We start from the raw sequence: 21917 nt of genomic DNA, 5'->3' as shown, positions 1-21917 counted from the left end.
TAGATTAAGTGATATATTTATATTTGCAAGTAATTTAAAGTACAAAGAGAGTTAATGATTATGGGTCAGGGGGGATATAATATGGTGAATTTGTTAAGTCCAAAGATTGAAAATCTATATAATAAACTTAGCAGTGGTACTTTTGTCTTAGAGAAGTTTTGGAATGAAATTCAAAAGGAAGGAACACCCTTAATTGAAGAAGTTCAAGGGGAAGAAAAAGTGATACTTACTTTTCTTTATAGAGGAAATGAAGAAGTAAATAATGTTCTTATATATGGAGGAGTTCCGGGTTATCGTTATTCAGAAAACATCATGGAGAGACTGCCAAACACAGATATTTTGGTTAAGTCCTATATAGTTAGAAATGATGTTAAGTTTAAATATAATTTTTCGTTAAATTATGAGTTTGACAATGATTATAAAAAAATAAAGAAAAACTCTATTATGGATTCATTAAATCCAAATAGAGTAGTCAATGTGAAAGATGAGGAAGATCCAGAAAGTGTTGAAACTGTATACTCTTTAGTAAAACTTTCTAAGGTTAAACCAGAAGTTTGGACAATCTCTAATAAACAGGTAAAAAAAGGAAATATGAAGCTGAGTAGATTTGAAAGCAAGATTCTAGGTAACACTCGAAGGATATGGGTTTATACTCCAAGTGAATATGATGAAAAAGCTTCTCCTTATAACGTTCTAGTACTCACGGATGGCTTTGATTACTTAAATTATTTATCAACAGATGTGGTACTTGATAATTTAATTCATGAGAAAAAGATTCCACCTACAGTATGTATATTAGTTGATAGTAATAAAAATAGATATGAAGAATTAACCTGTAATGAGTCCTTTATGAAGTTTATTACTGAGGAAGTAATGCCCTGGGGCTACGAAAACTACAACATAACCAAAGAATCAGAGAGAACAATTATTGGAGGACTTAGTCTTGGTGGTTTAACAGCAAGCTATATAGCTCTTAAAAGATGGGACATTTTTGGAAAAGTTCTATCTCAATCGGGATCTTATTGGTATGAAGAACAATGGTTAACAAAAGAATTTGAAAAAGAGAAGAAGCTTCCTATAAGGTTTTATTTAAATGCAGGATTACTTGAAGACGCTCCCTATGATGATGAACCTGTGATGATGGAAGTAATAAATAATATGAGAGATGTTTTATTATCTAAGGGTTATGATGTGAAATATGAGAATTTTCAATCAGGACACGATTATTTATGCTGGGGAGAAACCTTAGCAACAGGACTTATAAACTTAAATGAGGATTAATCACATTTTCAAGGATAATTCTTAAATACTTTTTAGGTAAGAAATAAACCGTTGATTTTTTCAGAAAAGGGTTAGAAAATATCCTTATTCGGAATCAAAGTTAAGACTTAAATCATACATTGCTCCTACTTTGGTTCCATTAAGGCTTTTAGAATATTAATAAACTAAATTTTTGTTAAGAAAGCTTATAGACATGACTTTATTTAAGTTAAATATCAAATGAAAGCAATGCCGAAAATGAATTTGTTTAGTGGTTAGTAAGGGAAGGTAAACATTAAATAACTTTATTGAGGAGGAAAATATGGATAAAAAAGTGAAGCTTATTATAACAGATTTAGATCAAACCTTACTAAAAGGAGATAAAAGTGTATCTCAGTATACTTTAGAAACAATTAAAAAATGCAAAGAACAAGAAATTAACATTGCAATTGCAACAGCACGTTCAGAAAGAGCGGCTAAAAAATATATAGATTTAATTAAACCTGATATTATTATTTCTAATGGAGGGGCACTGGCAAAGCATAACGGGAAAGTAATCTATAGGTCCATGCTATCGCCTTTAACTTCAGATGGACTAATAAAGGAAAGTGTCTTGCATACTGATATTGGAGAAGTAACTGTCGAAACAGAAATAGGTTATTACTCCAATAGCCATGACTTATTAAAAAATGGTGTGGACTATGATCATGCTATATATAATAGTTTTGAAATATCACTAAATTGTCCAAGCTATAAAATTACAGTTGAGGCTTTCAATAATGAAGCAGTCCTTGAATTAGCGACTAAGTATTCAGAGTGTAGTTTTCTTGCTTATAGTGGAGAAAAATGGTGCAGATTTGCTCACAAAAATGCAACTAAAGATTATGCCATAATTAAACTGGCAGAACATCTAAATATTGATTTAAGCCAGATTGCAGCTTTTGGTGATGATTATAACGATATAGATATGCTGAAAACTTGTGGCTATGGAGTAGCAGTTTCAAATGCAATTGAAGAAGTACGACAGGTCGCTACCCATATTACTTATAGTAATGAGGAAGATGGAGTAGCAAGGTTTATACAGGAGAACTTTTTACTTTAGTTATGGATAATATTAGTCTTTGCCTGAAGTAAAAGTTGACAAGCTAAATAATAAGTAGCGTAAGTTAAAAGTAAGATTTAAAAAATATTCTATGGATTAAAAGGAGAGAAAAAATGATTAAAACAATAAAAGAAATTCAGACTAATAGACTAATTTTAAGAGAAGTTAATGAAAATGATGTAGAAGGAATTTACAAAGTATTTAGTGACCCAGAGGTTGCAAAATATGACTGGTTTAGCCCTATAGAATCTAAAAATGATGCTGAGGAATTTATAAAAAGATATAAAGAAGAATTTGAAGCTGGAGAAGAGATAACTTGGGGAATAGAGTTAAAAGATACAAAGGAGCTAATAGGCATATGTTGTTTAGGGGATTTTGATAATGATGCTCGCAGGGCTGAAATTGGGTATGATTTAGCTCAAGATGAATGGAATAAAGGATATGCCACAGAAGCTATTGGTGAAGTAGTTAAATTCGGATTAAGTGAAATGAATTTAAATCGAATTGAAGCTTTTATTACACCAGGAAATGATGCCTCAGTAAAGGTCCTAGAGAAATTAAATTTTACAAAAGAAGGTGTTGTAAGAGAAAGAGATTTAATTAAAGGCAAGCTTGAAGATGGAATTATAATGGCTATACTTCAAAAGGATGTAATGTAGGGAGACCTAAATTATGGAGAAAACTATGATACATAAAAGTTTCGAGAAGCTTAGTAAAGTATATTACCAATTAGAAGAGGAAGAAAAATATGAAGAGGCATTACTAATATTGCAACAGGGATTAGAAAGTCTACCAACGGAAGAAATAGAAAAAAATCTTTATACAATTATGTTTGATAAGTGTTGGTTTGCTTATACCAGTAAAAAATATGATATAACTATTGAAACACTTAAATATATGATTGAGAAAAAGTTCCTATGTCCGCTATATTGGTTTGAAGCTTTAAAGGATTATGAGGAATATAAAGAGTTAAAGAAAAACAATGATTTATTACTAATTGAAGCACAAAAACAAGCTAAATTTCAGTATGAGGTCCATACTCCAGAAGGCTATACGGAAGAAAAGAAGTATCCGCTATTCTTTAATTTACACGGGGATGGAGACAATTCAGAATATCATAAGAAGCATTGGAAACCAAATTATCTTCTAGATAAAGGCTATATTGTAGTTTATCTTCAATCATCTCAAGTATTAAGACATAATAGTTATGGCTGGATTAAGAACAATGCAATACTAGAAAATGATTCAAAGGATAATGAAATAAACATAAAGAAAACCTATGACAAATTATATGAAGAGATTAAAACTTGTTATGACTCAGTGTCCAAGCATTACTCTGTTGATGAAAATCAAGTTATGATTGGTGGCTTTTCAGGTGGAGCTATAGCAGCTGTAGACATTACACTAGCTAATGTAATTCCTATAAATGGAGTTGTAGCTTTATGTTGCTCACTAAAAACAAATAGGTTCACTGAGGAAAATATCAAATCTTCCCTAAAAAGAGGAGTTAAATGGGTATTTCTAGAGGGAGAAAAAGACCTTCCAGTTGAAAATTTAGAAGATATGATGAATACATTTAACAAGTTGAAAGTTCCCTTTGAGTATTATATTAATAGTGGAGTAGGTCATTGGTATCCAAAGGATTTAGATTTAAAGCTGAATAGGGCTTTAAGTTTTATTAAGGAGTAAGAGTATGAATAAAAAGGTGAAGCTAATTATAACAGATTTAGATCAAACCTTGCTAAAAGGGGATAAGAGTGTATCTGAGTTTACTTTAGAAACCCTCAAAAAGTGTAAAGAGAAAGGAATTAGTATTGCAATTGCAACTGCACGTTCAGATAGGGCAGCTAAAAGGTATATTGATTTAATTAAACCTGACATTGTTATAACAAACGGAGGTGCACTGGCAAGGCATAATGATGAGGTAATCTACAAATCTATGCTGTCTCCCTCAACCTCAGATGAACTGATAAAAGAATGTGTACAACATGCGGACTTTGAATATGTATCTGTGGTAACAGAAACGGGGAATTATTCTAATAGTAGAGACCTATTAGAAAGTGGTGGAAGCTATGCTAATGTTACCTATAACAACTTTGAAAAACCATTAAATAATCCAACCCTTAAAATTACAGTAGAAGCCTATAATAAGAAATCTGCTCTAGAGTTAGCAGCTAAGTACTCAGAGTGTAGCTTTCTTACTTATACTGGTGAAAATTTATGTAGGTTTGCGCATAAAGATGCAACTAAAGACTATGCCATAATTAAGCTGGCAGAACATCTAAATATCGATTTAAGTCAGATTGCAGCTTTTGGTGACGATCACAACGACATAGGAATGATAAAAACTTGTGGCTATGGAGTAGCCGTTTCAAATGCCATTGAGGAAGTGCGACAGGTAGCTACCCATATTACATATAGTAACGAAGAAGATGGAGTAGCAAGGTTTATTCAGGAGAACTTTTTACTTTAGATAGTGTATTTGGAAATTATAAAGTTTCATAAATTATCATGAAGATAATGAAAACATTTAAAAAGCTAGAACTCCCTTTTGCAAACTATTAGCAAGGGGATAGGGGGCAATAGCTAGTGTATTTAGAGTTGAAAGTGGACAAGATTTTAAATTTTATTAAGGGGTATAAAAATGTTTAAATTAATAGATGTGGGAGAGAAAAAATTAGAATGTTTAATCACTGGCAGTGGGAGAAAGACTGTTGTTATTATGCCAGGAATGGGAGGAAGCATTTATCACTGGTTAGATATTATAGAAGAAATATCACATCATACAAAAATTATTGCAATTCACAGATCAGGAGTTGGAAATAGCCAAATTGGCGATGAAGGAAGTAGTACGCTCATAGCCTCCAAAGATTTATATAACTTACTACTCACACTGGGAATCAAAGAAAAGGTTATATTAGTAGGTCATTCTTATGGTGGTTTGTGTGTTCAGCATTTTGCAAGGCTGTATCCAGATTATGTAGAAAGTATATTGCTAGTAGAATCTGCATCAATGGATAGAGGGAATCAGTATGATGAGTTGGATACTCCCATATCCAATGATACTACCTCAGATGAAGTGTATATTGATTTATGGGGAAAGTACTCTAAGTATACTCGAGAACAATTGTTGAAAGAGATAAAACCTGAACTATCTTCAAGTCAGCTTAGTCTTCCTATAGAGATTCAAAAGGAACTTTTGGAATTTTATGTAAGACCTGAAATATATAAAGCGCAACTTTCGGAAATACTTGATTTAAAATATAATGTAGCAAATATAAAGATGGCAGGAGCTTTTCCAAAATGTCCTTTAATAGTATTAGTTGAAGATCCGGAATACTCTGTCAGCGAAATGGTAGCTGAAGGAATACCAAAAGTAGAAGCAGTAAAAATTGAGAAACTTTCACAAAAGTTGTCTCATGGGTTAAAGGAATTATCAGATAGATGTGACTTTAGAATAGTTAAAGACAGTAATCACTGTATAAATGAAACTAGACCAGATCAGGTAATTAAAGCTATAAAAGAGTTAGTGTATATTTAGTTCACAAGAATTTAGGAGGATTTTATGAGATATTTAAATAAAAAGAATTTAAGTACCCTAATGTGGGATTTAGGGTTTCTAACAGTGGGATTTTTATGCCTATATTTTTATAGTAGGTATAATATCAATTCTTATTATAAAAGCCCATTAACTTATCCATTACTTATGACTGGTGCTATAGCCGTTACAATTGGGATAGTATATTTATTTCCTATTAGGGGTGATGAAAGAAGAACTATATATGTGAACAAAAGGGCTCTGATTTTATTTGGTATTTTAGAACTTATTTTTCTGATTTGCGTTGTCATAATGACTAACATATTTAAAATTAACAATTACACTAGAAGTGAAGTTAATGTTTTACATTTTTCCATTGCAGCATTAGTGTTGACCTTATCAATTTTCATTTGCTACTTCTTTAAAATAAGAATTAGTGATTATAATTGGAACTTAACACTTAAATCCATTATATTCGTTATTATTTTATATGTAACCTTTAAAATAGTAACTAACATTGTAGGAATTACAAATAAAACTATTCATTTTGAAAATATGGCTAATGGAAAGTTTGTTATAGGTTTTATTATAAATACAATTGTTAATTCATGTTACCCAGGTTTTTATGAGGAAATTCTTTATAGAGGGTTTTTAATATCTGGGCTAAAGGGGTTAGGATTAACTGATGAAAAGTGTAATGTTATACAAGCTATAATATTTGGGATAAGTCATGTAGTGAGCCCTATAATAAGCTCTGGCACAGTAACTTGGATGTTTTTACTAGCTACAGCTGCACAGGCTATGATAGGATATATGTTTGGAAAATTGTATTTTAAGACTAAATCATTATCTCCGTGTATACTCCTACATGGTTTCTTTGATGTAGCCATGTCATTATAAAATTATAATCTAGAGCTCAAGGCTATAAGTTAGTGAAGAACATAAGTTAAAAAGTATAGTTAGCTACTAAAAAATAACACTAGTACAAATTGTGCTAAGGAAGTTTTTTTAGTGGCTTTTTTATTATAGGAAATTTAACTTATCTTAATTTATAAAGGCTTAAATAAACTCTTGTGGCTAGTAGATTCTAAAATATAAGTGAAGAATTATAAGTAATTGTAGTTTTTTTAGTTGCGTGAAGACATGCAATTTTTATTTTCCTACTTATTTTCAAAATGTGATTTCAATCATATTTTATATTTATAAAAAATTATAAAATAAAGTCATAGGAAAACAGAAATACTAAAAAGCAAGAAACTATATAGAATTAAAATAAAAAGTGAAAAAAACTATGATAAAAAATAAAGATGAAAAAATTACAGTGAAAAATAGGAGGAATAATAATGGAAAGAATAATTAATATAAATCAAAAATTAGGTGAAGTAGTTTCAATTTTCCCTGGTTCCAGTGAAATATTCAATGAGTTAAAAATTGATTACTGCTGTGGAGGTCATGACACTTTAGGAGCAGCACTAAAAGAAAAAGGTTTAAATTCAGATGTAATTGTGGAAAAGTTAAATGAGGAATATGACAAGTTTATAAAATCTAATGCTGAGTATAGAGATTGGAGAAAAGAAAAGCCAACTATATTAATGAGACATATTGAGCAAACCCATCATGATTTCACTAAGAAAGAGTTAAGAGAAATTGATGCTCTATTATTTAAGGTTTTAAAGGTTCACTTTAGCCACCATGCTGAAGAATTATTAAAAGTTCATAGATTATTCGGTGCTCTTAAAACTGAACTTGAAGAACACTTAGTAAAAGAGGAAGAAAATTTATTCCCACTTATTAGAGCATATGAAAATACTAAGGATGAAAAATATAAGGAAGCAATTGAAAAATTCATAAAAGAAACTGAAGATGAGCACGATGCTGCAGGGGATATCCTTAAGGAAATGGAAGAAATCACAAGAGACTTCAAAGCCCCAGAAGGAGCATGTACTACTTTTAAGCTTGTATATGATAAGCTTCATAACTTAGAAAAGGATTTGTTCATTCACATTTATTTAGAAAATAGTGTGTTATTTAATATGATATAGGATTTTTTAATTAAGTTTACTCCCTTCTTATAATAAACATTTACCTCCATCCCTTAAAGTATAAGGCTGCTGACATTAAGTTGTCGGCAGCTTTTGCTTATAATAAGAATAATTTGGACATACTATTAAATATATTTAAATATAAAAGTATAAGAAAGGTGTGTAAATTATGGATAAGCCTTTGAGAAGATTATTTAAAAAGTGTAGTATTATGGCTTTCATTAAAGCTAAGTCAAGTAAGGATAATACTGTACCATATAGAAAAAGTTTTACTAAAACACCTAAAGATAATATTAATAAAGAAACAAATTTTATTGCTTCTAGGAAATATAAATCTCTTGCAATTGCTACAAGTATTTTAGTAATTTTAGCACTTCTAACAGCCTGCAACAAAAAAGAGAACCCTCACGATATCTTTGAAACCTATAAAGAAAATTGGCAAAAGCAAGATTTTAAAGCAATGTATAATATGGTTTCAAATAATACAAAGACTTCTATTTCAGAAGAGGATTTTGTGAAAAGATATTCTAATATTTATGATGGCATAGAAGCTAAAGATATTAGCATTACTGTAGGTAGTACTGAGGATTTAAAACAAACAAAAGAAGATAATGTTAAGATTCCTTTTTCAATTAATATGAATACCTTAGCAGGAAATATAGAGGTGCCAGGCTATGAAGTAACCATGACAAAGGAAAAACAGGATAAGAAAAGTACCTGGAAAATTCTTTGGAATGAAAGGCTCATATTTCCCTATATGGAGCCAGGAGATAGAGTAAGAGCAGAAGTTTTTACTCCAACTAGAGGTGAAATTTATGACAGGTCTGGAAAGGGCCTTGCTATAAATGCAAAGATTAATTCTGTTGGAATTCATCCAAGATTTTTTGAAGAAGATAAAGAAAATAAAATAATTCAAATGTCTAAGGTTTTAGATATTAAACCTGAAGTTATACAGGATAAACTTAAAAGAAATAGCAATCCAGACTTCTTTGTACCCATTGTAAAAATGTCTTTAAGTGAAAAAGAAAGGAAGGATTATGTTCTTCAAATTAAAGGAGTAAGAGTTAATGAAGAAATGGGTAGAGTTTACCCAGGAGGAGAAGCAACGGGAGCCTTAATAGGGTACGTTGGCCCTATTACTGCAGAGGAATTAGAAAAAGTGAAAAATCAAGGGTATGGGGGAAATAGTTTTATTGGAAAAAAAGGATTAGAACAGGTTTATGAGAAAAGACTTAAAGGTGAAAGTGGAGGACGAATTTATATAGAAAGAGGAAGTGAAGACAAGAAAGAAGTCATTGAGGTTGCTAAAAAAGAACCTAAGGATGGAGAAAATATTAAAGTATCCATAGATTCAGAACTACAAAAAAAGATATATGAGGAAATGAATAAAGAACCAGGAGCAGCAGTGGCAGCACACCCTAAAACTGGAGAAGTTCTTGCTATGGTAAGTTCACCTTCCTATGATCCTAACTTGTTTTCTACTTATATTTCAGAAGGACAAAGAGCAGCTTGGGAAGCAACCCCCGTGGATGAATTTGATAATAAGTTCAATAATAGCTACTCTCCAGGTTCCACCTTTAAATTAATAACTGCAGCAGTAGGACTTAATAAGGGTGCTATAAAACCAGAAGAAGCTGTGGGTATTGAAGGAAATCAATGGCAACCAAGCAAATCTTGGGGAAGTTATAACATCACTAGGGTTAAAGATCCAGGAAAGCCAGTGACCTTAAGAGATGCCTTTAAATATTCTGATAATATATATTTTGCTATGGCTTCCTTAAAAATAGGGAAAGAAGAGTTTGTTAAAGGAGCTATGTCCTTTGGAATTGGCGAAGAAATTCCTTTTGATTATCCTACGGAAAATACCCAAGTTGCTAATGGTAATAAAATTGCAAAAGATGTTCTTCTAGCAGATTCAGGTTATGGTCAAGGGGAAGTGCTTGTAACTCCACTTCATTTGGCACTGGCGTATTCTTCTTTAGTTAATGAGGGGAATGTTATAGCACCAGCTCTAGATATCACAAATGGATATACTGCTAAGGTTTGGAAGTCAAAGTCAATTGGTGGTGAAAATATAGCTCCACTAATTGAGGGATTGAAGGCAGTAGTTGAAGATCCAGAAGGTACGGCTCATGAGGGGAAGATTAATGGTGTCACCATTGGAGGGAAAACTGGTACAGCAGAGCTAAAAAAGGATGCTCAGGATACAGAAGGAAAGGAAAATGGATGGTTTGTGGCATTAAATTTAGATGATCCTAAAATAGTTGTATCTATGGTCATTGAGGATGTAAAAGCAAAAGGTGGAAGTCATTTTGTAGTTCCCAAAGTTAAAAATGTAATTGAATATTACTTGAAACGTGGGTAGATTATATAGGGTAGAATACTTGAAGCTATGTTTAAACTTAAAAAGTGACATGTTATAGACTATGAAGGTTAAAGAACAATATAAACAACCAATATTAACCCTATGCTTTAACAAAGGTTTTAGCATAGGGTTTTTAGTTATCAATAATAATTATTAAATAAATTAATTTTACCTATTGACGAAGTAAAAGAGAAGGAGTAATATAATATTATAGAAAGTAAATTGTATACAATTCAATTTAATAAAATAAAGTTTAAGCAAATTGAGTTGTGTATATCGGTTTATGAATAATTAGATTTTTAAATGAATAAGATAAAATGCTGAGAATTTTAAGGAGGATTAACAATGAAAATTTATGATTTTAAAGTAAACAACATCTATGGTGAAGAGGTATCTCTAGAGGAATATAAAGGAAAAGTATTACTTATTGTAAATACTGCAAGCAAATGTGGTTTTACTCCACAATACGGTGATTTACAAAAATTATATGATCAGTACAAGGATAAGGGAGTAGAAATACTAGGATTCCCATGTAATCAATTTGCTGAGCAAGAGCCAGGAAATAATAGTGAAGTTCAAAGTTTCTGTCAGCTTAATTATGGAGTAAGCTTTCCGCTATTTGATAAAGTAAATGTAAGAGGAAAAGATGCCCATCCAATGTTTAAATATTTAAGTGAAAGTGTAGCTTTTAAAGGTTTCGACTTAACTCATCCATCAGGAAAAATTCTTAATAGCTTCCTACAAGAAAGTTTCCCAGAGTTCTTAATAGGAAACTCTATAAAGTGGAACTTTACAAAGTTTTTAATTGATAGAGAAGGCAATATCGTGGAAAGATTTGAGCCAACAACAGAGCCAATGGATATAAAACCACATATTGAAGCATTGTTATAATCATGAACTATGAACTATTAAAGCTAGACAATCAACTATGCTTTGCCTTATATGCCTGCTCAAGGGAAGTTACAAAGCGTTATAAGCCCTTCCTAGATGAGTTGGGATTAACTTATACTCAGTATATAACCTTACTGGTTTTGTGGGAAAAGGATGATGTTACAGTTAAAGAACTTGGAGCAAGACTTCACCTTGATTCTGGAACTCTTACCCCACTACTAAAAAAACTAGAGGCAATGGGTTTAGTTGAAAGAACTAGAGATAAACAAGATGAGCGAAACGTTTATGTAAGACTTACAGAAGCTGGAGTTAAGATGAAGGATAAGGCAGTGGAAATACCTACAAAGTTATTTTGTTCAACAGGGCTTTCTGCTGAAGAAGCAATCCTTTTAAAAGATAAACTAAAAGATATGTTAAATACATTGGAAAATATTGAATCTTAAAATAGGAATAATTATATAGAAATGTTTATTAAGAAAGGCGGTAATTTTATGAATAAGGTTGAAATATATAGCAGTGACACTTGTGGATATTGCCAAGAGGCTAAATCATTCTTTAGGGAGAATAATGTGGAGTATATTGAGCACAATATTTCAAAAGATATGGAAGCAAGAAAGGAGCTAATGAAAAAAGGTTATATGTCAGTACCAGTAATAGTTATTAATGAAGAAGAAATCGTTGGTTTCAACAAAGAAAAAATTGCTTCTGCACTAAACTTATAATTTCAAAAAAGGAAGAATAGATAATAGCTGGCAGGGTATTTTATTAAATAGTGATATTTAATATTAGAGATAGCAACGAATAGAACTCATAGGGATATAAAGAAAACTTTTATAGTTCACTTTATTAATCTCTATGAGTTTTTTATTTTAATATTTAAAAAAGATACTTTAATATTTAGAAAAGATACTTTAATATTTAGCATAACTTATTTTATTAGCTTTCCAAAATTTTAAGGAAACCACCCTAGGATTAAAAGGAGAATTTATCACTATATTTTTGTTTTTTATAAAACAAGTTAATGAAGAGAATTAGTATAAAATTTCTTGGAATCCATGAGTTATTTCTATACAAGTTGTTTGAGGAAGCTTAAACTTTTCAGCAAAATTTTTAGTAGCTGAAAAATCATCACCAAAATGCATTGGAATAAGAAGCTTAGGATGAAGCTCCTTTATAAAATATTCTCCACCAATATAGTAAAATTCTTCAAGCCTTGAATCTACAGGGAAGAAAGCTATATCAATGTTGTTTTGTTGTGCCTTTATTGTTTTCATATTTTCTTTAAAGGCTTTCTCAGCTAAATTTCTCTCCTCTAGAGAATCCTCTTTCCAATGCCACCAATTAAGATCACCAGCATGGAAAATTGTTAAGCCATCTATTTTTACAAGAAAAGAAATACCAATATCCGTTGATCCATAAGCTTTTACGTAGACACCTTTAATAAATTTTTCTTCTCCTTCAGAAATAATAGTGTAATTTGGCTTCATATCTTTTATCTCAATATCACAGCTTAAAATATATTCAGTATTATTGCTATACTGCTGCCACTTTAAAATTTCAGAGTTAAAATGATCTCCATGACTGTGAGAAGAAAAAATGAGAACCTTCTTTTTAGACTTAAGATTTTCAGGGGTTAAAACATCCTCACTAGCTAAAGCTTCATTTGAATTAGGATGTTTATAATAGTCAAAGATTAAAAAGGCATTGTCAGTTTCAAGGGTAAAGCCACTATGGTATATATAATGGATTTTAGCTTTAATATCACTCATTTTAGTACCTCCAAACTTTACATATATTTATATAATAAAATCATAACATATTGATAACTTGCATTTCTATAGATAGTAATTTGATGAGGAGTTAAAAAGTCTTTTTAAGTATTCATGAATTTTAATATTTAGTATTTAGTGTGTTAATAACATACTTATTAATTTAATATGAATATTTTTATAATAATTTCATTTAGAGAAATTTTTATGTTGAAACTGCAATATAAAAATTTACTATTAATTCCCTAATAGTGTATACTATACATAGAAATTTATTTAGAAGGGCGGAAATGAAATGAAATTTACCTTTAATCATTTTAACTTTAACGTTTTAGACCTTGAAAGAAGTATGAAGTTCTATGAAGAAGCATTAGGCTTTGTAGAAGCAAAAAGATATAATGCTCCAGATGATAGCTTCACTCTTGTTTACATGGGAGATAAAACTACTGGTTTCACTCTAGAGTTAACTTGGCTTAAAGATAGAAAAGAGCCATACAATTTAGGAGAAGCAGAATTCCATTTAGCTGTTGTTACAGAGGACTTTGATGCAGCTTACGAAAAACATAAAGAAATGGGCTGTATTTGTTTTGAAAATAAAGCAATGGGAATCTACTTTATCATGGACCCAGATGGCTACTGGATTGAAATACTTCCAGACAAACATGAGCTATAGTAGTTACAGATAATTAATAATTATCTAGTACAAAGATTTCTTATACGAGCTAAGAGTTGAGGTATCTAACTAGTAAAAAAACATCAGGATACTAGGAAATATCTAAAGCTTAAAAATCATGTCAACAAGATATACTAGAATTATGAAAATAGATTTTTACTTTTTGGTCAATTATTATATAAAGTAAGGGTATATGAAAAATTTAAAAGTTTTTCATATACCCTATTTTGTTTTGTAAATTGAAGTTTCCTTTATAGCTTTTTTGAATGTGACATAATAGTAGCATATCTATCTTCATTGTAATTCCATTGAGTATAGCTAGTAATAAAGCCTATAATAGGACCAATAATAACTCCAATAGTAGCGTTTTTTATAAAGGTTAACCAAGAATAATACTGAAAATTAAAGTTATAATCCACCATAGGGAATATTAAGGTCATAAATAATAAAACATATAAACTCTCCAGTAATACTCCAAATATAAGGATATATTTTACTTTTCCATATTTTCTATACCTATTCCATTTTGCTAAGAATTTTTCAGATTTATTCATTTAAATTTCCACATCCTTTTGTATTAGGTAGTGATAAAATGCATTATATTGTAATTGTAATATATTGGAACTATACAAAGCAAGGGACTTTAAAATAAATAGGTATAATTACTACGGATAAGCAAAATATAACATAAGAGTAAGAAGTTTGTTAAGTTACAATTACTTATTCAGTACTTATTGTAGGAGATGATTAAGTGAATGAGGGGTTAGTAGTATTAGTAAGAGGAGTTATAGGTTTTTTTACTTTACTAATTTTCGCACGAATTCTTGGAAAACAGCAAATTAGTCAGCTAGATTTTTTCGATTACATATTAGGAATAACTATTGGTTCAATTGCTGCTACGTTGACTACAGATTTATCAAGTAGGGCATGGCCACATTGGGTTGGATTGTTTACTTGGGCGGCCCTAGGATATCTTATGGAGATAGTCACAAATAAGTGGGTTTTTATGGGGAAATATATTGATGGAGAACCAACTATTGTTATCATGAATGGCAAGATTATGGAAGATGCTTTAAGAAAAATGAAATTTAGAGCAGCAGACTTATTACAAATGCTGAGGAACAAAGATATTTTTGATTTAAATCAAGTTGAATATGCAATTATTGAGCCTAATGGGCAGCTATCTGTACTTAAAAAATCAGAATACGAGCCTATTACTCTTAAAGATATGAAAAAAAAGGTTCAGCAAGCAGCTATAAGCACAGAGTTAATATATAATGGAGTAATTTTTCATCAAAATTTAAAGGAATTAGGAAAGGATGAAAGATGGCTAATGAAAGAGCTTAAAAAATATAATATAAAAAGACCTTCAGAAGTTTTTCTTGCTACCCTTGATGATAATGGAACTTTTTATGTTGATAAGTATAAGGATGACTTAAAGAAAATTAAAGATATTGGAGATTATAAAGGGCCATATTAAGGAGGAGTTTATGAGAAAGTTTTTAGTTACATGTATACCAATTGTCACTATAGTATTTTTTATAGTAGTTATGTTAAGTGGAAATTACTTAAAGAAAACAAAGGTGGATAATAGCAGTTTTGTAGAACTTGTACAACTTGTAGAACAAGATGTAAATAATGATAAATGGGAAGAAGCTAAATTCCACGCAGAAGAACTCCAGGAAGTTTGGGAGAAGCTAATAAATAGAACTCAATTCAGCTCAGAAAGAGATGAAATAAATGAATTAAATGTGAGTTTAGCAAGGTTACAGGGAGCAATAGTAGCTAATAATAAGGCATTAGCAATGGACGGCCTTTATGAAGCCTATGAGCATTGGGATCAATTGGGAAATTAGGTAGGTGACATAATAGTGTTTAGAAATATGGAGATGAGATATAAGATTATGTTAACTTGGGTTTTATGCTTTCTTGTATTGTGGATAGCATTTGAAAAAGCATTACCTAAAAATGAATTTGCCTTATGTTTAAACAATATTGAGAAAAGCATTAATAATAAAAATTGGACTGAAGCTAAGAAAAGTACTGAGGACCTTAAGAAAATCTATGAAAACAATAAAATAATCATAAGAACAAATAATGCTACGGAAGCCATGGCTACTTTTCAAAATACCTTAGGGCAACTATATATATCCGTTGAGTATGAACAAGAGGCTGCTTTAGAGTATATTGGTGCATTAAAGGAATCTCTAGACTGGGTTTTAGAAGGATTTTCTGCACCATAGATTATAGCTTAAAACTAAGACCAAGGGGGACTTCAATGGATAATCTTATAATATATTCCTTAAGAGTAACTATAGTCTTCTTTTTTACCTTTTTATGTGCAAGATCTTTAACAAAAAAAGCAATAGCACAAATGACAGCCTATGAAATTGCAGGAATAATGATTTTAGCAAATGTTGCAGCTGAGCCATTAGTTGATAAAGTTGTCATTAAGTCGGTGTATGGTGGAGGATTACTGATTCTACTGATGTTTTTAGTTAATAAGTTAGCATTAGTTAATAAATTCAATCATGTTTTTGAGCATACTCCTACTTTAATTATAAGTAGGGGCAAAATAATTATGAAAAATTTAAAATTCATGGGATTAAGCTTAAATCAGTTAGAAGGGTTACTACGGCAGCAAGGATATGACAAGACAAGTGACGTACATACTGCAATTATAGAACCACAAGGAAACCTATCTGTATTTCCATGGGCAGAAAATAATAATGTTAAGCTTAAGGATATAAATATTAAACCTACTGAACAAGGGATAACTTTACCCTTAATCATGGATGGCAATATTTTATATAGTAATATTAAGCATATAAATAAAAATAAACAATGGCTAGAGGAAGAATTACGAAAGCAAGGAATAGATGACTATAAAAATGAAGTAGCCTTAGCAGAAATTGATCCTAGTTGGAAGGTTACTATTATGAGAAAATAGCACTGAAAGTGCTATTTTTTTTATATAGAAAACTTTTATTTTGTTAGTTTAAATAAATACAAAAATATTGTTGCCACGAGAAAGCTTCTAATTAAGTAAAGGGGTCAAGTGATCTTAGGGTGTTTAAAATAAACTAGAAGTAGGTATATTGGTTTTGGATAAATAAAAGATGATAGTTATTCAATTAAATGTAACTTATGGTATAATTAAGTAACTATCTCTAATGTAATGGTATACAGCTAGATATTTATAATAAGAATATATGAGGTCATAGTTATGAGGAGAAGGAAAGTGAAAATATTTATTTTATTGGTTCTTTTGATTATATTTTTATATAGTGAAAATAATTTTATTTCCATAAGTAAAATTAATATTAAATTGGAAAAAGTTCCTAAAAGTCTTCAAGGATATAAAATTGTACATCTATCAGATTTTCATAATAAAAGTTTTTTAAACTATGGTAATAGGGTAGCAGAGAAAGTTAAAGCTCTAAATCCAGATATAATTGTGTTCACTGGAGATTTAATAGATAGTAGAAGATACAAAGAAGAAGTAAGTTTGGATTTCATGAAAGAGCTAGTTAAAATTGCACCAGTATATTATGTTAATGGAAATCATGAGATAAGATCAGGAAAGTTTTCGACCTTAGAACAAGGACTAAAAGAAATTGGGGTAAACACACTTAGAAATAGAAGTGAGAGTATTTCTAAAAATGGAGAAGAAGTTTATATCATGGGCATAGATGATCCACTTTATAAACCTCTAGAAGAAACTCTTGAAGGGGCCATAAAAAATTTACAACACAGTAGTTTTAAAATTCTATTAGCTCATAGACCTGAATATATATCAGAATATAGTAGTTATAATGTAGACCTGATATTTTCAGGACACGCTCATGGAGGGCAGGTAAGACTTCCTTTCATAGGAGGGCTTGCAGCACCAGGGCAAGGAGTTTTCCCTAAGTACACTAATGGGAAGTATGAAATAGATAACACTACAATGGTAGTAAGCAGAGGACTTGGAAACAGTGTATTTCCACAAAGACTGTTTAATAGACCACAAATTATAGAAGTAACCCTATTATCTAAATAGTGTGAGGCTTACCGAGGAGATTTATATAGTATGAATGAAGAGATTCAATATAAGTTTTACAAAAGAAAAAATTTCAAGAACTTTGTATTATTTTTTTGTTTATTAATAACATGGTCAACTGCTGTTTATGAGAACATAGTAAGAAAAGAATATATAGGTGTATTATTATTTGGGGGATTGGTTATTTGTGTTATAGGAATGATGTCTATTAGGGTTATTAGTAATATAAGAAGACTTAAGGAGCCAGGGTTAATTATTAATGAAGAAGAAATTAAAGTGAAATTAGGTGCAACCTTAAAGTATAGAACTATTAAAATTAGAGATATAACAAGTATATTAGTAGTGGATTATGATAACATAATTCAGATTTATAAAGAGAAAAAAGTAATTCCAATTTCATTATATGAGTATAAAAAAGATGACTTAGAGGCTATGAAAGAAATATTTAAGGGATTAGGAATACAAATTACTAATAGAAGCTTTCAATAGTAAATACTAATATTCAGATAGCTATAAGCCAAAGTATTAATAGAGGATATACAACTTAAGGGGAAATATGGAACTTATACGTGTATACGTATAAAAAATAACTTAGTGTAAGAATAGTAATAATTTTAAAATGGGGGTTAAAAATGAGTAAGAAAAAAGAAATAGTTAAAAATGGAATAAGCTTTGGTACATGCTTAGCAATGGTAATATCTTTTACCACATGGAAATCAATATTTTGGGCTATTGTCCATGGAATTTTTGGCTGGTTATATGTGATTTACTATATTATCAGATACTAATGTGAGCAGGAGGAATGTACTTAGAACAATAAGTTCAGAAGGTATAATTGTAAACTCATGGAAGTAGTTAGGGTAATTAAGTAATAGTATAAATTATAAGTTACTTATACATTGGTTCACTTAGGACTTTATGAGAGTGAATAAAACAGGATATTACCCTAAAATATATGGGCAAAGATTTGAAAAACTAACATAAAAGTAAAAGGAAGAGTACTGTTGTTACATCAGTAGTACTCTTCCTATTTTTATAATGCTATATAAGTTTTACATAAGAACTTATTTCATTAAGCCTCAAAGGATTTCTTTGATTTTTTAATATAAATTACTGCAATTATTGCATAAATAAAGAATATTAATTCTGCCCACCAAACATTTTTGAAAAATCCTGTTTGATAAAGTGCTGCAGGAACATCCATAAGTGCATGAAGGATTATTGCAAGAAGCAAATATAAATTCTTTCTATATCGAACTCCATAGAGTACAACCATAGTAAGACCAATTTGCATTGTAAAAGCAAAAACCCTTTCAATCCCTATAGCTAAAAACATTGAAGAAGGGCCAGTTAAAATTGTTTTTAACTGAGTTAGAGATTCAGCAGGTACAGCAGCCCCAATAGTTTGGTCAAAGGTTCCAGCGTTTATAAGGTTAGACATAACTAAATAATTAATTACGGATAAAACTCCTATAAGAATAGCTTCAATTCCACCCTGACCAATTCCAAAAGCAACTCCATCCTTCCATTGATGCTTATTTTTAAGTACAGTTTTAAAGGCAATAAATCTTCCACACTCTTCAAAAATACCGGCAGCTAAGGCTCCATAAATAGCAAAAGCTAAAGGATTAGTGAAAATTTTATTGTTGATAACAACAAAGTGAAGGATTTTCTCAAGAATCTGAGAAAACAAGATAAATGTTCCAGCCCCAATAAGTACTGGTTTGATAGTTATTTTTTCTTTTTTGTAAAAGTAGATAAATGTTCCAATTACAACAGCTAAAGTTACAACTAATGAAATTATCATGTTAGCTATAGACATATTACTAACCATAAAAAGTCCCCCTTGTTTATTTAATATTATATATATGTGACATTATAAGATTTATATACAAAAGCTAGAGTTAATAACCAACAAATATTTAGTATGATGCTATAATTTCAGTACATAAGGGTTCCTTGAACTAGTACCATAGACATAAATATTGTTTCAAATTAAAAACTTTCAAATTAAAATCAATGTAATAATTTAACGATTTGCAAGGAAAAAAGTTCACTAATGTTTTTAAAAAGAGAAGATTTTTCAAATATTAGTTACTAATAAGTATAATCCTTAGTATTCCCTAAGTTTTCTACACTAAATCAGTTATGAATTCTAGTTAAGTGATTGTTTATTCTGTAAGAATGCATTCATTTTCATGAATATTTTACTTTTCAAGGTGCTTCTCTATATTATAAATTATGTTATATAATAGTATAATGGAATTAATAAACTACTTATGATAAATGAAAGAAGGGAATAAAATGAAGGAAGATTCATTAATGAAGGACAATTCATTATTAAATAAAAAACCTATTTTCTGGTTTGCTTTTCGTGGCAATGATTTATTAGTAAAAATAGAAAATGATAAAGCGTTAATTCCTCAAGTTGAAGAATTGAAGGAATTAAATTTAGTTCCTGTAAGAGTGCAAGATTTAGGGGAAAGATACAACAACCACTATTATTCAGCAGAACTGTTAAATGATGCTGTAGCCCCAGAAGGTATGGAGTTTAGGGGTTTAAGACAGCTATTTACCCTAGTAGATGAAGAGTTTTTTATGTTTATAGGACGTGCAATTCAAATTATGGCTTGGGATAAAACACACCAGTTTTGTGGACAGTGTGGAGGGGAAACTCATAAGCTTCCAAATGAATTTGGTAAAGCCTGCCCTAAGTGTGGACTTATAAATTACCCTAGATTATCGCCAGCAGTAATAATGGCTGTAACTAAGGGAGATAAGCTTCTTCTGGCTAGAAATGCAAAATCAAACTTCCCATTTTACAGTGTTCTTGCAGGCTTTGTAGAACCAGGTGAAACCCTAGAACAATGTGTTGAAAGAGAAGTTATGGAGGAAGTTGGTATAAAGATTAAAAATATAAAATATTTTGCAAGTCAACCTTGGCCTTTTCCAAACTCTTTAATGGTAGGATTTACAGCAGAATATGATAGTGGGGATATAAATGTTGATAAAAACGAAATTGCTGAGGCGGATTGGTTTGGTATTGAGAATATGCCACAGGTGCCAAGCTCTATAAGCATTGCAAGAAAACTAATCGATTGGTATATAGATTGTGAAAGTAGTAATAAGTAGTTCAATATAAGCTATAAAACAGAATCATGGAGGGGTAAAATTGTTTAAAGAAAGAGCAATTGAAAAAATGAAAGAAGTTTTTAAAGAAAACACCTGGTGGATGGATCATACCTTTAGTGTACTTAAGTATGCAGAAGAAATCATGGAAGGTGAAAAAATTCCACAGGAGGAAAGAGAACAAATTTCCTTAATTGCTATACTTCATGATATTGGAGCAATTGATGCAATTAAAATTCACGGTTCCGATGCTGCACCTTATCAAGAAAAAGAGGGGGCTAGGGTTTCAAGAGAAATCTTAGAGAAAATTGGCTATCCAAAAGAGAAAATAGATAGAATCTCTTATGTAGTTGGAAGTCACCACACCTTTTCCAAAATAGATGGTGTTGATTTTCAAATACAATGGGAAGCAGATCTTTTAGTTAACTTAGAAACAAGACCAGTAAGAAGTGATAGGGAAAAGTTAAAGGCTGCAATTGAAGATAATTTTAAAACTACTACAGGAATAACACTTGCCTGTGAACGTTATTTAAAGTAAAAATTTAAAGATATAGTAGTATGAGTTATTGACAACTCAGTTACTCTTAACGTGAAGAATTATACTTAGAGGTATGTAGCTGAGTTTTAAGCTTGTTATCTATATAATTAAATTTGAAAGGATGAGTAGAATATGATTTATGTATGTGAAAGATGTTCAAATGTAAATATAGAGGAACTAAAGAAAGTTATACCAGCTAGTGAGTTAAAGCTAACTTGTATAGCAGAGTGCTGGAAATATAAAGATAAGGCATATGGATTTTTCGGTGATGACTTTGTAGTAAAGGATACAGAGGCTGAGTTTATTGAAGCTGCAAGAGCCTATTTAGGAAAATAATTTAAATCCAGGTTCAAAAGTATAATATATAAATTTTTGGGAAAGTTCTTTGGATATAATAGCCTCCCATTTAATAAGTCAGAGTTGTTAAAGCAACAGACTTATAAATCTTATCTTTAAAAGGTTTTATTAAGTATATATATAGATTTACCACTCCGAAATTTAAAGTATTAACAAGCTTAATCTTCCCAATAATAACTCTAAGACTTATCAAAGGAGTTATTATTATGGG

26 protein-coding genes are annotated in these 21917 nt (G+C 30.5%); 23 read left to right on the top strand and 3 right to left on the bottom strand.

Annotated elements, in window-relative coordinates:
- Positions 1-81 precede the first annotated feature (81 nt).
- From J2Z44_RS15275 to J2Z44_RS15220, 12 genes are all read left to right on the top strand, one after another.
- The gene (locus J2Z44_RS15275; protein WP_021283527.1) at positions 82-1281 is read left to right on the top strand and encodes an alpha/beta hydrolase; all 1200 of its coding nucleotides are present in this window, start codon (positions 82-84) and stop codon (positions 1279-1281) included.
- A 301-nt stretch (positions 1282-1582) separates the two neighbouring features.
- A complete protein-coding gene (locus J2Z44_RS15270) occupies positions 1583-2362 on the top strand; it encodes a Cof-type HAD-IIB family hydrolase (protein ID WP_021283526.1) in 780 nt (259 codons plus the stop codon).
- 113 nt (positions 2363-2475) lie between these two features.
- On the top strand, positions 2476-3021 hold the full coding sequence (locus J2Z44_RS15265; RefSeq protein WP_021283525.1) for a GNAT family N-acetyltransferase: 546 nt from the start codon (positions 2476-2478) through the stop codon (positions 3019-3021).
- A 13-nt stretch (positions 3022-3034) separates the two neighbouring features.
- Positions 3035-4051 carry an alpha/beta hydrolase gene (locus J2Z44_RS15260; protein ID WP_021283524.1) on the top strand — a complete coding sequence of 339 codons (1017 nt, stop codon included), beginning with the start codon at positions 3035-3037 and terminating at the stop codon, positions 4049-4051.
- Between the two features lie 4 nt (positions 4052-4055).
- Positions 4056-4835 carry a Cof-type HAD-IIB family hydrolase gene (locus tag J2Z44_RS15255; protein WP_021283523.1) on the top strand — a complete coding sequence of 260 codons (780 nt, stop codon included), beginning with the start codon at positions 4056-4058 and terminating at the stop codon, positions 4833-4835.
- 171 nt (positions 4836-5006) lie between these two features.
- Complete coding sequence (locus J2Z44_RS15250) at positions 5007-5903, top strand: alpha/beta fold hydrolase (RefSeq protein WP_021283522.1); 897 nt, start codon at positions 5007-5009, stop codon at positions 5901-5903.
- 24 nt (positions 5904-5927) lie between these two features.
- Entirely contained in the window at positions 5928-6800 is an 873-nt protein-coding gene (locus tag J2Z44_RS15245) for a CPBP family intramembrane glutamic endopeptidase (protein ID WP_021283521.1), read from the top strand.
- A 443-nt stretch (positions 6801-7243) separates the two neighbouring features.
- Positions 7244-7942 carry an iron-sulfur cluster repair di-iron protein gene (gene ric, locus J2Z44_RS15240; protein WP_021283520.1) on the top strand — a complete coding sequence of 233 codons (699 nt, stop codon included), beginning with the start codon at positions 7244-7246 and terminating at the stop codon, positions 7940-7942.
- 169 nt (positions 7943-8111) lie between these two features.
- Positions 8112-10307, top strand: a complete 2196-nt coding sequence (locus J2Z44_RS15235; RefSeq protein ID WP_021283519.1) for a penicillin-binding transpeptidase domain-containing protein — start codon at positions 8112-8114, stop codon at positions 10305-10307.
- Between the two features lie 345 nt (positions 10308-10652).
- Complete coding sequence (locus J2Z44_RS15230; RefSeq protein WP_021283518.1) at positions 10653-11198, top strand: glutathione peroxidase; 546 nt, start codon at positions 10653-10655, stop codon at positions 11196-11198.
- Positions 11199-11200: 2 nt separating this feature from the next.
- Positions 11201-11641, top strand: coding sequence for a MarR family winged helix-turn-helix transcriptional regulator (locus J2Z44_RS15225; protein ID WP_021283517.1), 441 nt, complete (start codon positions 11201-11203; stop codon positions 11639-11641).
- Positions 11642-11689: 48 nt separating this feature from the next.
- A complete protein-coding gene (locus tag J2Z44_RS15220) occupies positions 11690-11920 on the top strand; it encodes a glutaredoxin family protein (RefSeq protein WP_021283516.1) in 231 nt (76 codons plus the stop codon).
- Between the two features lie 309 nt (positions 11921-12229).
- Here J2Z44_RS15220 and J2Z44_RS15215 read toward each other — a convergent pair whose 3' ends face one another.
- On the bottom strand, positions 12230-12967 hold the full coding sequence (locus tag J2Z44_RS15215; protein ID WP_021283515.1) for an MBL fold metallo-hydrolase: 738 nt from the start codon (positions 12965-12967) through the stop codon (positions 12230-12232).
- 295 nt (positions 12968-13262) lie between these two features.
- Between J2Z44_RS15215 and J2Z44_RS15210 the strand changes: the two genes are divergently transcribed.
- Positions 13263-13640, top strand: coding sequence for a VOC family protein (locus tag J2Z44_RS15210; RefSeq protein WP_021283514.1), 378 nt, complete (start codon positions 13263-13265; stop codon positions 13638-13640).
- Positions 13641-13891: 251 nt separating this feature from the next.
- Here J2Z44_RS15210 and J2Z44_RS15205 read toward each other — a convergent pair whose 3' ends face one another.
- A complete protein-coding gene (locus J2Z44_RS15205; RefSeq protein ID WP_021283513.1) occupies positions 13892-14194 on the bottom strand; it encodes a hypothetical protein in 303 nt (100 codons plus the stop codon).
- 197 nt (positions 14195-14391) lie between these two features.
- On the opposite strand from J2Z44_RS15205, the gene J2Z44_RS15200 reads away from it, so the two are divergent.
- From J2Z44_RS15200 to J2Z44_RS15170, 7 genes are all read left to right on the top strand, one after another.
- The gene (locus J2Z44_RS15200) at positions 14392-15120 is read left to right on the top strand and encodes a DUF421 domain-containing protein (RefSeq protein WP_021283512.1); all 729 of its coding nucleotides are present in this window, start codon (positions 14392-14394) and stop codon (positions 15118-15120) included.
- A 10-nt stretch (positions 15121-15130) separates the two neighbouring features.
- Entirely contained in the window at positions 15131-15496 is a 366-nt protein-coding gene (locus tag J2Z44_RS15195; protein ID WP_021283511.1) for a DUF4363 family protein, read from the top strand.
- 15 nt (positions 15497-15511) lie between these two features.
- A complete protein-coding gene (locus J2Z44_RS15190) occupies positions 15512-15883 on the top strand; it encodes a hypothetical protein (protein ID WP_021283510.1) in 372 nt (123 codons plus the stop codon).
- A 35-nt stretch (positions 15884-15918) separates the two neighbouring features.
- Positions 15919-16590: a DUF421 domain-containing protein gene (locus J2Z44_RS15185; protein ID WP_021283509.1), complete on the top strand. Its 672-nt coding sequence runs from the start codon at positions 15919-15921 to the stop codon at positions 16588-16590.
- A gap of 291 nt (positions 16591-16881) precedes the next feature.
- Positions 16882-17682: a metallophosphoesterase gene (locus J2Z44_RS15180; protein WP_242833417.1), complete on the top strand. Its 801-nt coding sequence runs from the start codon at positions 16882-16884 to the stop codon at positions 17680-17682.
- 30 nt (positions 17683-17712) lie between these two features.
- Positions 17713-18171, top strand: a complete 459-nt coding sequence (locus J2Z44_RS15175) for a hypothetical protein (protein WP_021283507.1) — start codon at positions 17713-17715, stop codon at positions 18169-18171.
- 143 nt (positions 18172-18314) lie between these two features.
- A complete protein-coding gene (locus J2Z44_RS15170; RefSeq protein WP_021283506.1) occupies positions 18315-18470 on the top strand; it encodes a hypothetical protein in 156 nt (51 codons plus the stop codon).
- A gap of 284 nt (positions 18471-18754) precedes the next feature.
- Here the strand turns inward: J2Z44_RS15170 and J2Z44_RS15165 are convergent, their stop codons facing one another.
- Complete coding sequence (locus J2Z44_RS15165) at positions 18755-19516, bottom strand: YhfC family intramembrane metalloprotease (protein WP_021283505.1); 762 nt, start codon at positions 19514-19516, stop codon at positions 18755-18757.
- A 470-nt stretch (positions 19517-19986) separates the two neighbouring features.
- On the opposite strand from J2Z44_RS15165, the gene nudC reads away from it, so the two are divergent.
- From nudC to J2Z44_RS15150, 3 genes are all read left to right on the top strand, one after another.
- Entirely contained in the window at positions 19987-20814 is an 828-nt protein-coding gene (nudC, locus tag J2Z44_RS15160) for an NAD(+) diphosphatase (RefSeq protein ID WP_021283504.1), read from the top strand.
- A gap of 40 nt (positions 20815-20854) precedes the next feature.
- Positions 20855-21349 carry an HD domain-containing protein gene (locus J2Z44_RS15155; protein WP_021283503.1) on the top strand — a complete coding sequence of 165 codons (495 nt, stop codon included), beginning with the start codon at positions 20855-20857 and terminating at the stop codon, positions 21347-21349.
- A gap of 132 nt (positions 21350-21481) precedes the next feature.
- Entirely contained in the window at positions 21482-21685 is a 204-nt protein-coding gene (locus J2Z44_RS15150; RefSeq protein WP_021283502.1) for a hypothetical protein, read from the top strand.
- The last annotated feature ends 232 nt before the right edge of the window (positions 21686-21917 follow it).

It is taken from the genome of Clostridium punense (assembly GCF_017874425.1).
Classification (GTDB): domain Bacteria; phylum Bacillota; class Clostridia; order Clostridiales; family Clostridiaceae; genus Clostridium_J; species Clostridium_J punense.
This window is presented reverse-complemented; position numbering and strand designations above follow the sequence as displayed.

Coding starts and splice junctions, on each gene's coding strand:
- J2Z44_RS15275 (WP_021283527.1), top strand. CDS start 82: ATGGTGAATTTGTTAAGTCCAAAGATTGAAAATCTATATAATAAACTT.
- J2Z44_RS15270 (WP_021283526.1), top strand. CDS start 1,583: ATGGATAAAAAAGTGAAGCTTATTATAACAGATTTAGATCAAACCTTA.
- J2Z44_RS15265 (WP_021283525.1), top strand. CDS start 2,476: ATGATTAAAACAATAAAAGAAATTCAGACTAATAGACTAATTTTAAGA.
- J2Z44_RS15260 (WP_021283524.1), top strand. CDS start 3,035: ATGGAGAAAACTATGATACATAAAAGTTTCGAGAAGCTTAGTAAAGTA.
- J2Z44_RS15255 (WP_021283523.1), top strand. CDS start 4,056: ATGAATAAAAAGGTGAAGCTAATTATAACAGATTTAGATCAAACCTTG.
- J2Z44_RS15250 (WP_021283522.1), top strand. CDS start 5,007: ATGTTTAAATTAATAGATGTGGGAGAGAAAAAATTAGAATGTTTAATC.
- J2Z44_RS15245 (WP_021283521.1), top strand. CDS start 5,928: ATGAGATATTTAAATAAAAAGAATTTAAGTACCCTAATGTGGGATTTA.
- ric (WP_021283520.1), top strand. CDS start 7,244: ATGGAAAGAATAATTAATATAAATCAAAAATTAGGTGAAGTAGTTTCA.
- J2Z44_RS15235 (WP_021283519.1), top strand. CDS start 8,112: ATGGATAAGCCTTTGAGAAGATTATTTAAAAAGTGTAGTATTATGGCT.
- J2Z44_RS15230 (WP_021283518.1), top strand. CDS start 10,653: ATGAAAATTTATGATTTTAAAGTAAACAACATCTATGGTGAAGAGGTA.
- J2Z44_RS15225 (WP_021283517.1), top strand. CDS start 11,201: ATGAACTATGAACTATTAAAGCTAGACAATCAACTATGCTTTGCCTTA.
- J2Z44_RS15220 (WP_021283516.1), top strand. CDS start 11,690: ATGAATAAGGTTGAAATATATAGCAGTGACACTTGTGGATATTGCCAA.
- J2Z44_RS15215 (WP_021283515.1), bottom strand. CDS start 12,967: ATGAGTGATATTAAAGCTAAAATCCATTATATATACCATAGTGGCTTT.
- J2Z44_RS15210 (WP_021283514.1), top strand. CDS start 13,263: ATGAAATTTACCTTTAATCATTTTAACTTTAACGTTTTAGACCTTGAA.
- J2Z44_RS15205 (WP_021283513.1), bottom strand. CDS start 14,194: ATGAATAAATCTGAAAAATTCTTAGCAAAATGGAATAGGTATAGAAAA.
- J2Z44_RS15195 (WP_021283511.1), top strand. CDS start 15,131: ATGAGAAAGTTTTTAGTTACATGTATACCAATTGTCACTATAGTATTT.
- J2Z44_RS15185 (WP_021283509.1), top strand. CDS start 15,919: ATGGATAATCTTATAATATATTCCTTAAGAGTAACTATAGTCTTCTTT.
- J2Z44_RS15175 (WP_021283507.1), top strand. CDS start 17,713: ATGAATGAAGAGATTCAATATAAGTTTTACAAAAGAAAAAATTTCAAG.
- J2Z44_RS15170 (WP_021283506.1), top strand. CDS start 18,315: ATGAGTAAGAAAAAAGAAATAGTTAAAAATGGAATAAGCTTTGGTACA.
- J2Z44_RS15165 (WP_021283505.1), bottom strand. CDS start 19,516: ATGGTTAGTAATATGTCTATAGCTAACATGATAATTTCATTAGTTGTA.
- nudC (WP_021283504.1), top strand. CDS start 19,987: ATGAAGGAAGATTCATTAATGAAGGACAATTCATTATTAAATAAAAAA.
- J2Z44_RS15150 (WP_021283502.1), top strand. CDS start 21,482: ATGATTTATGTATGTGAAAGATGTTCAAATGTAAATATAGAGGAACTA.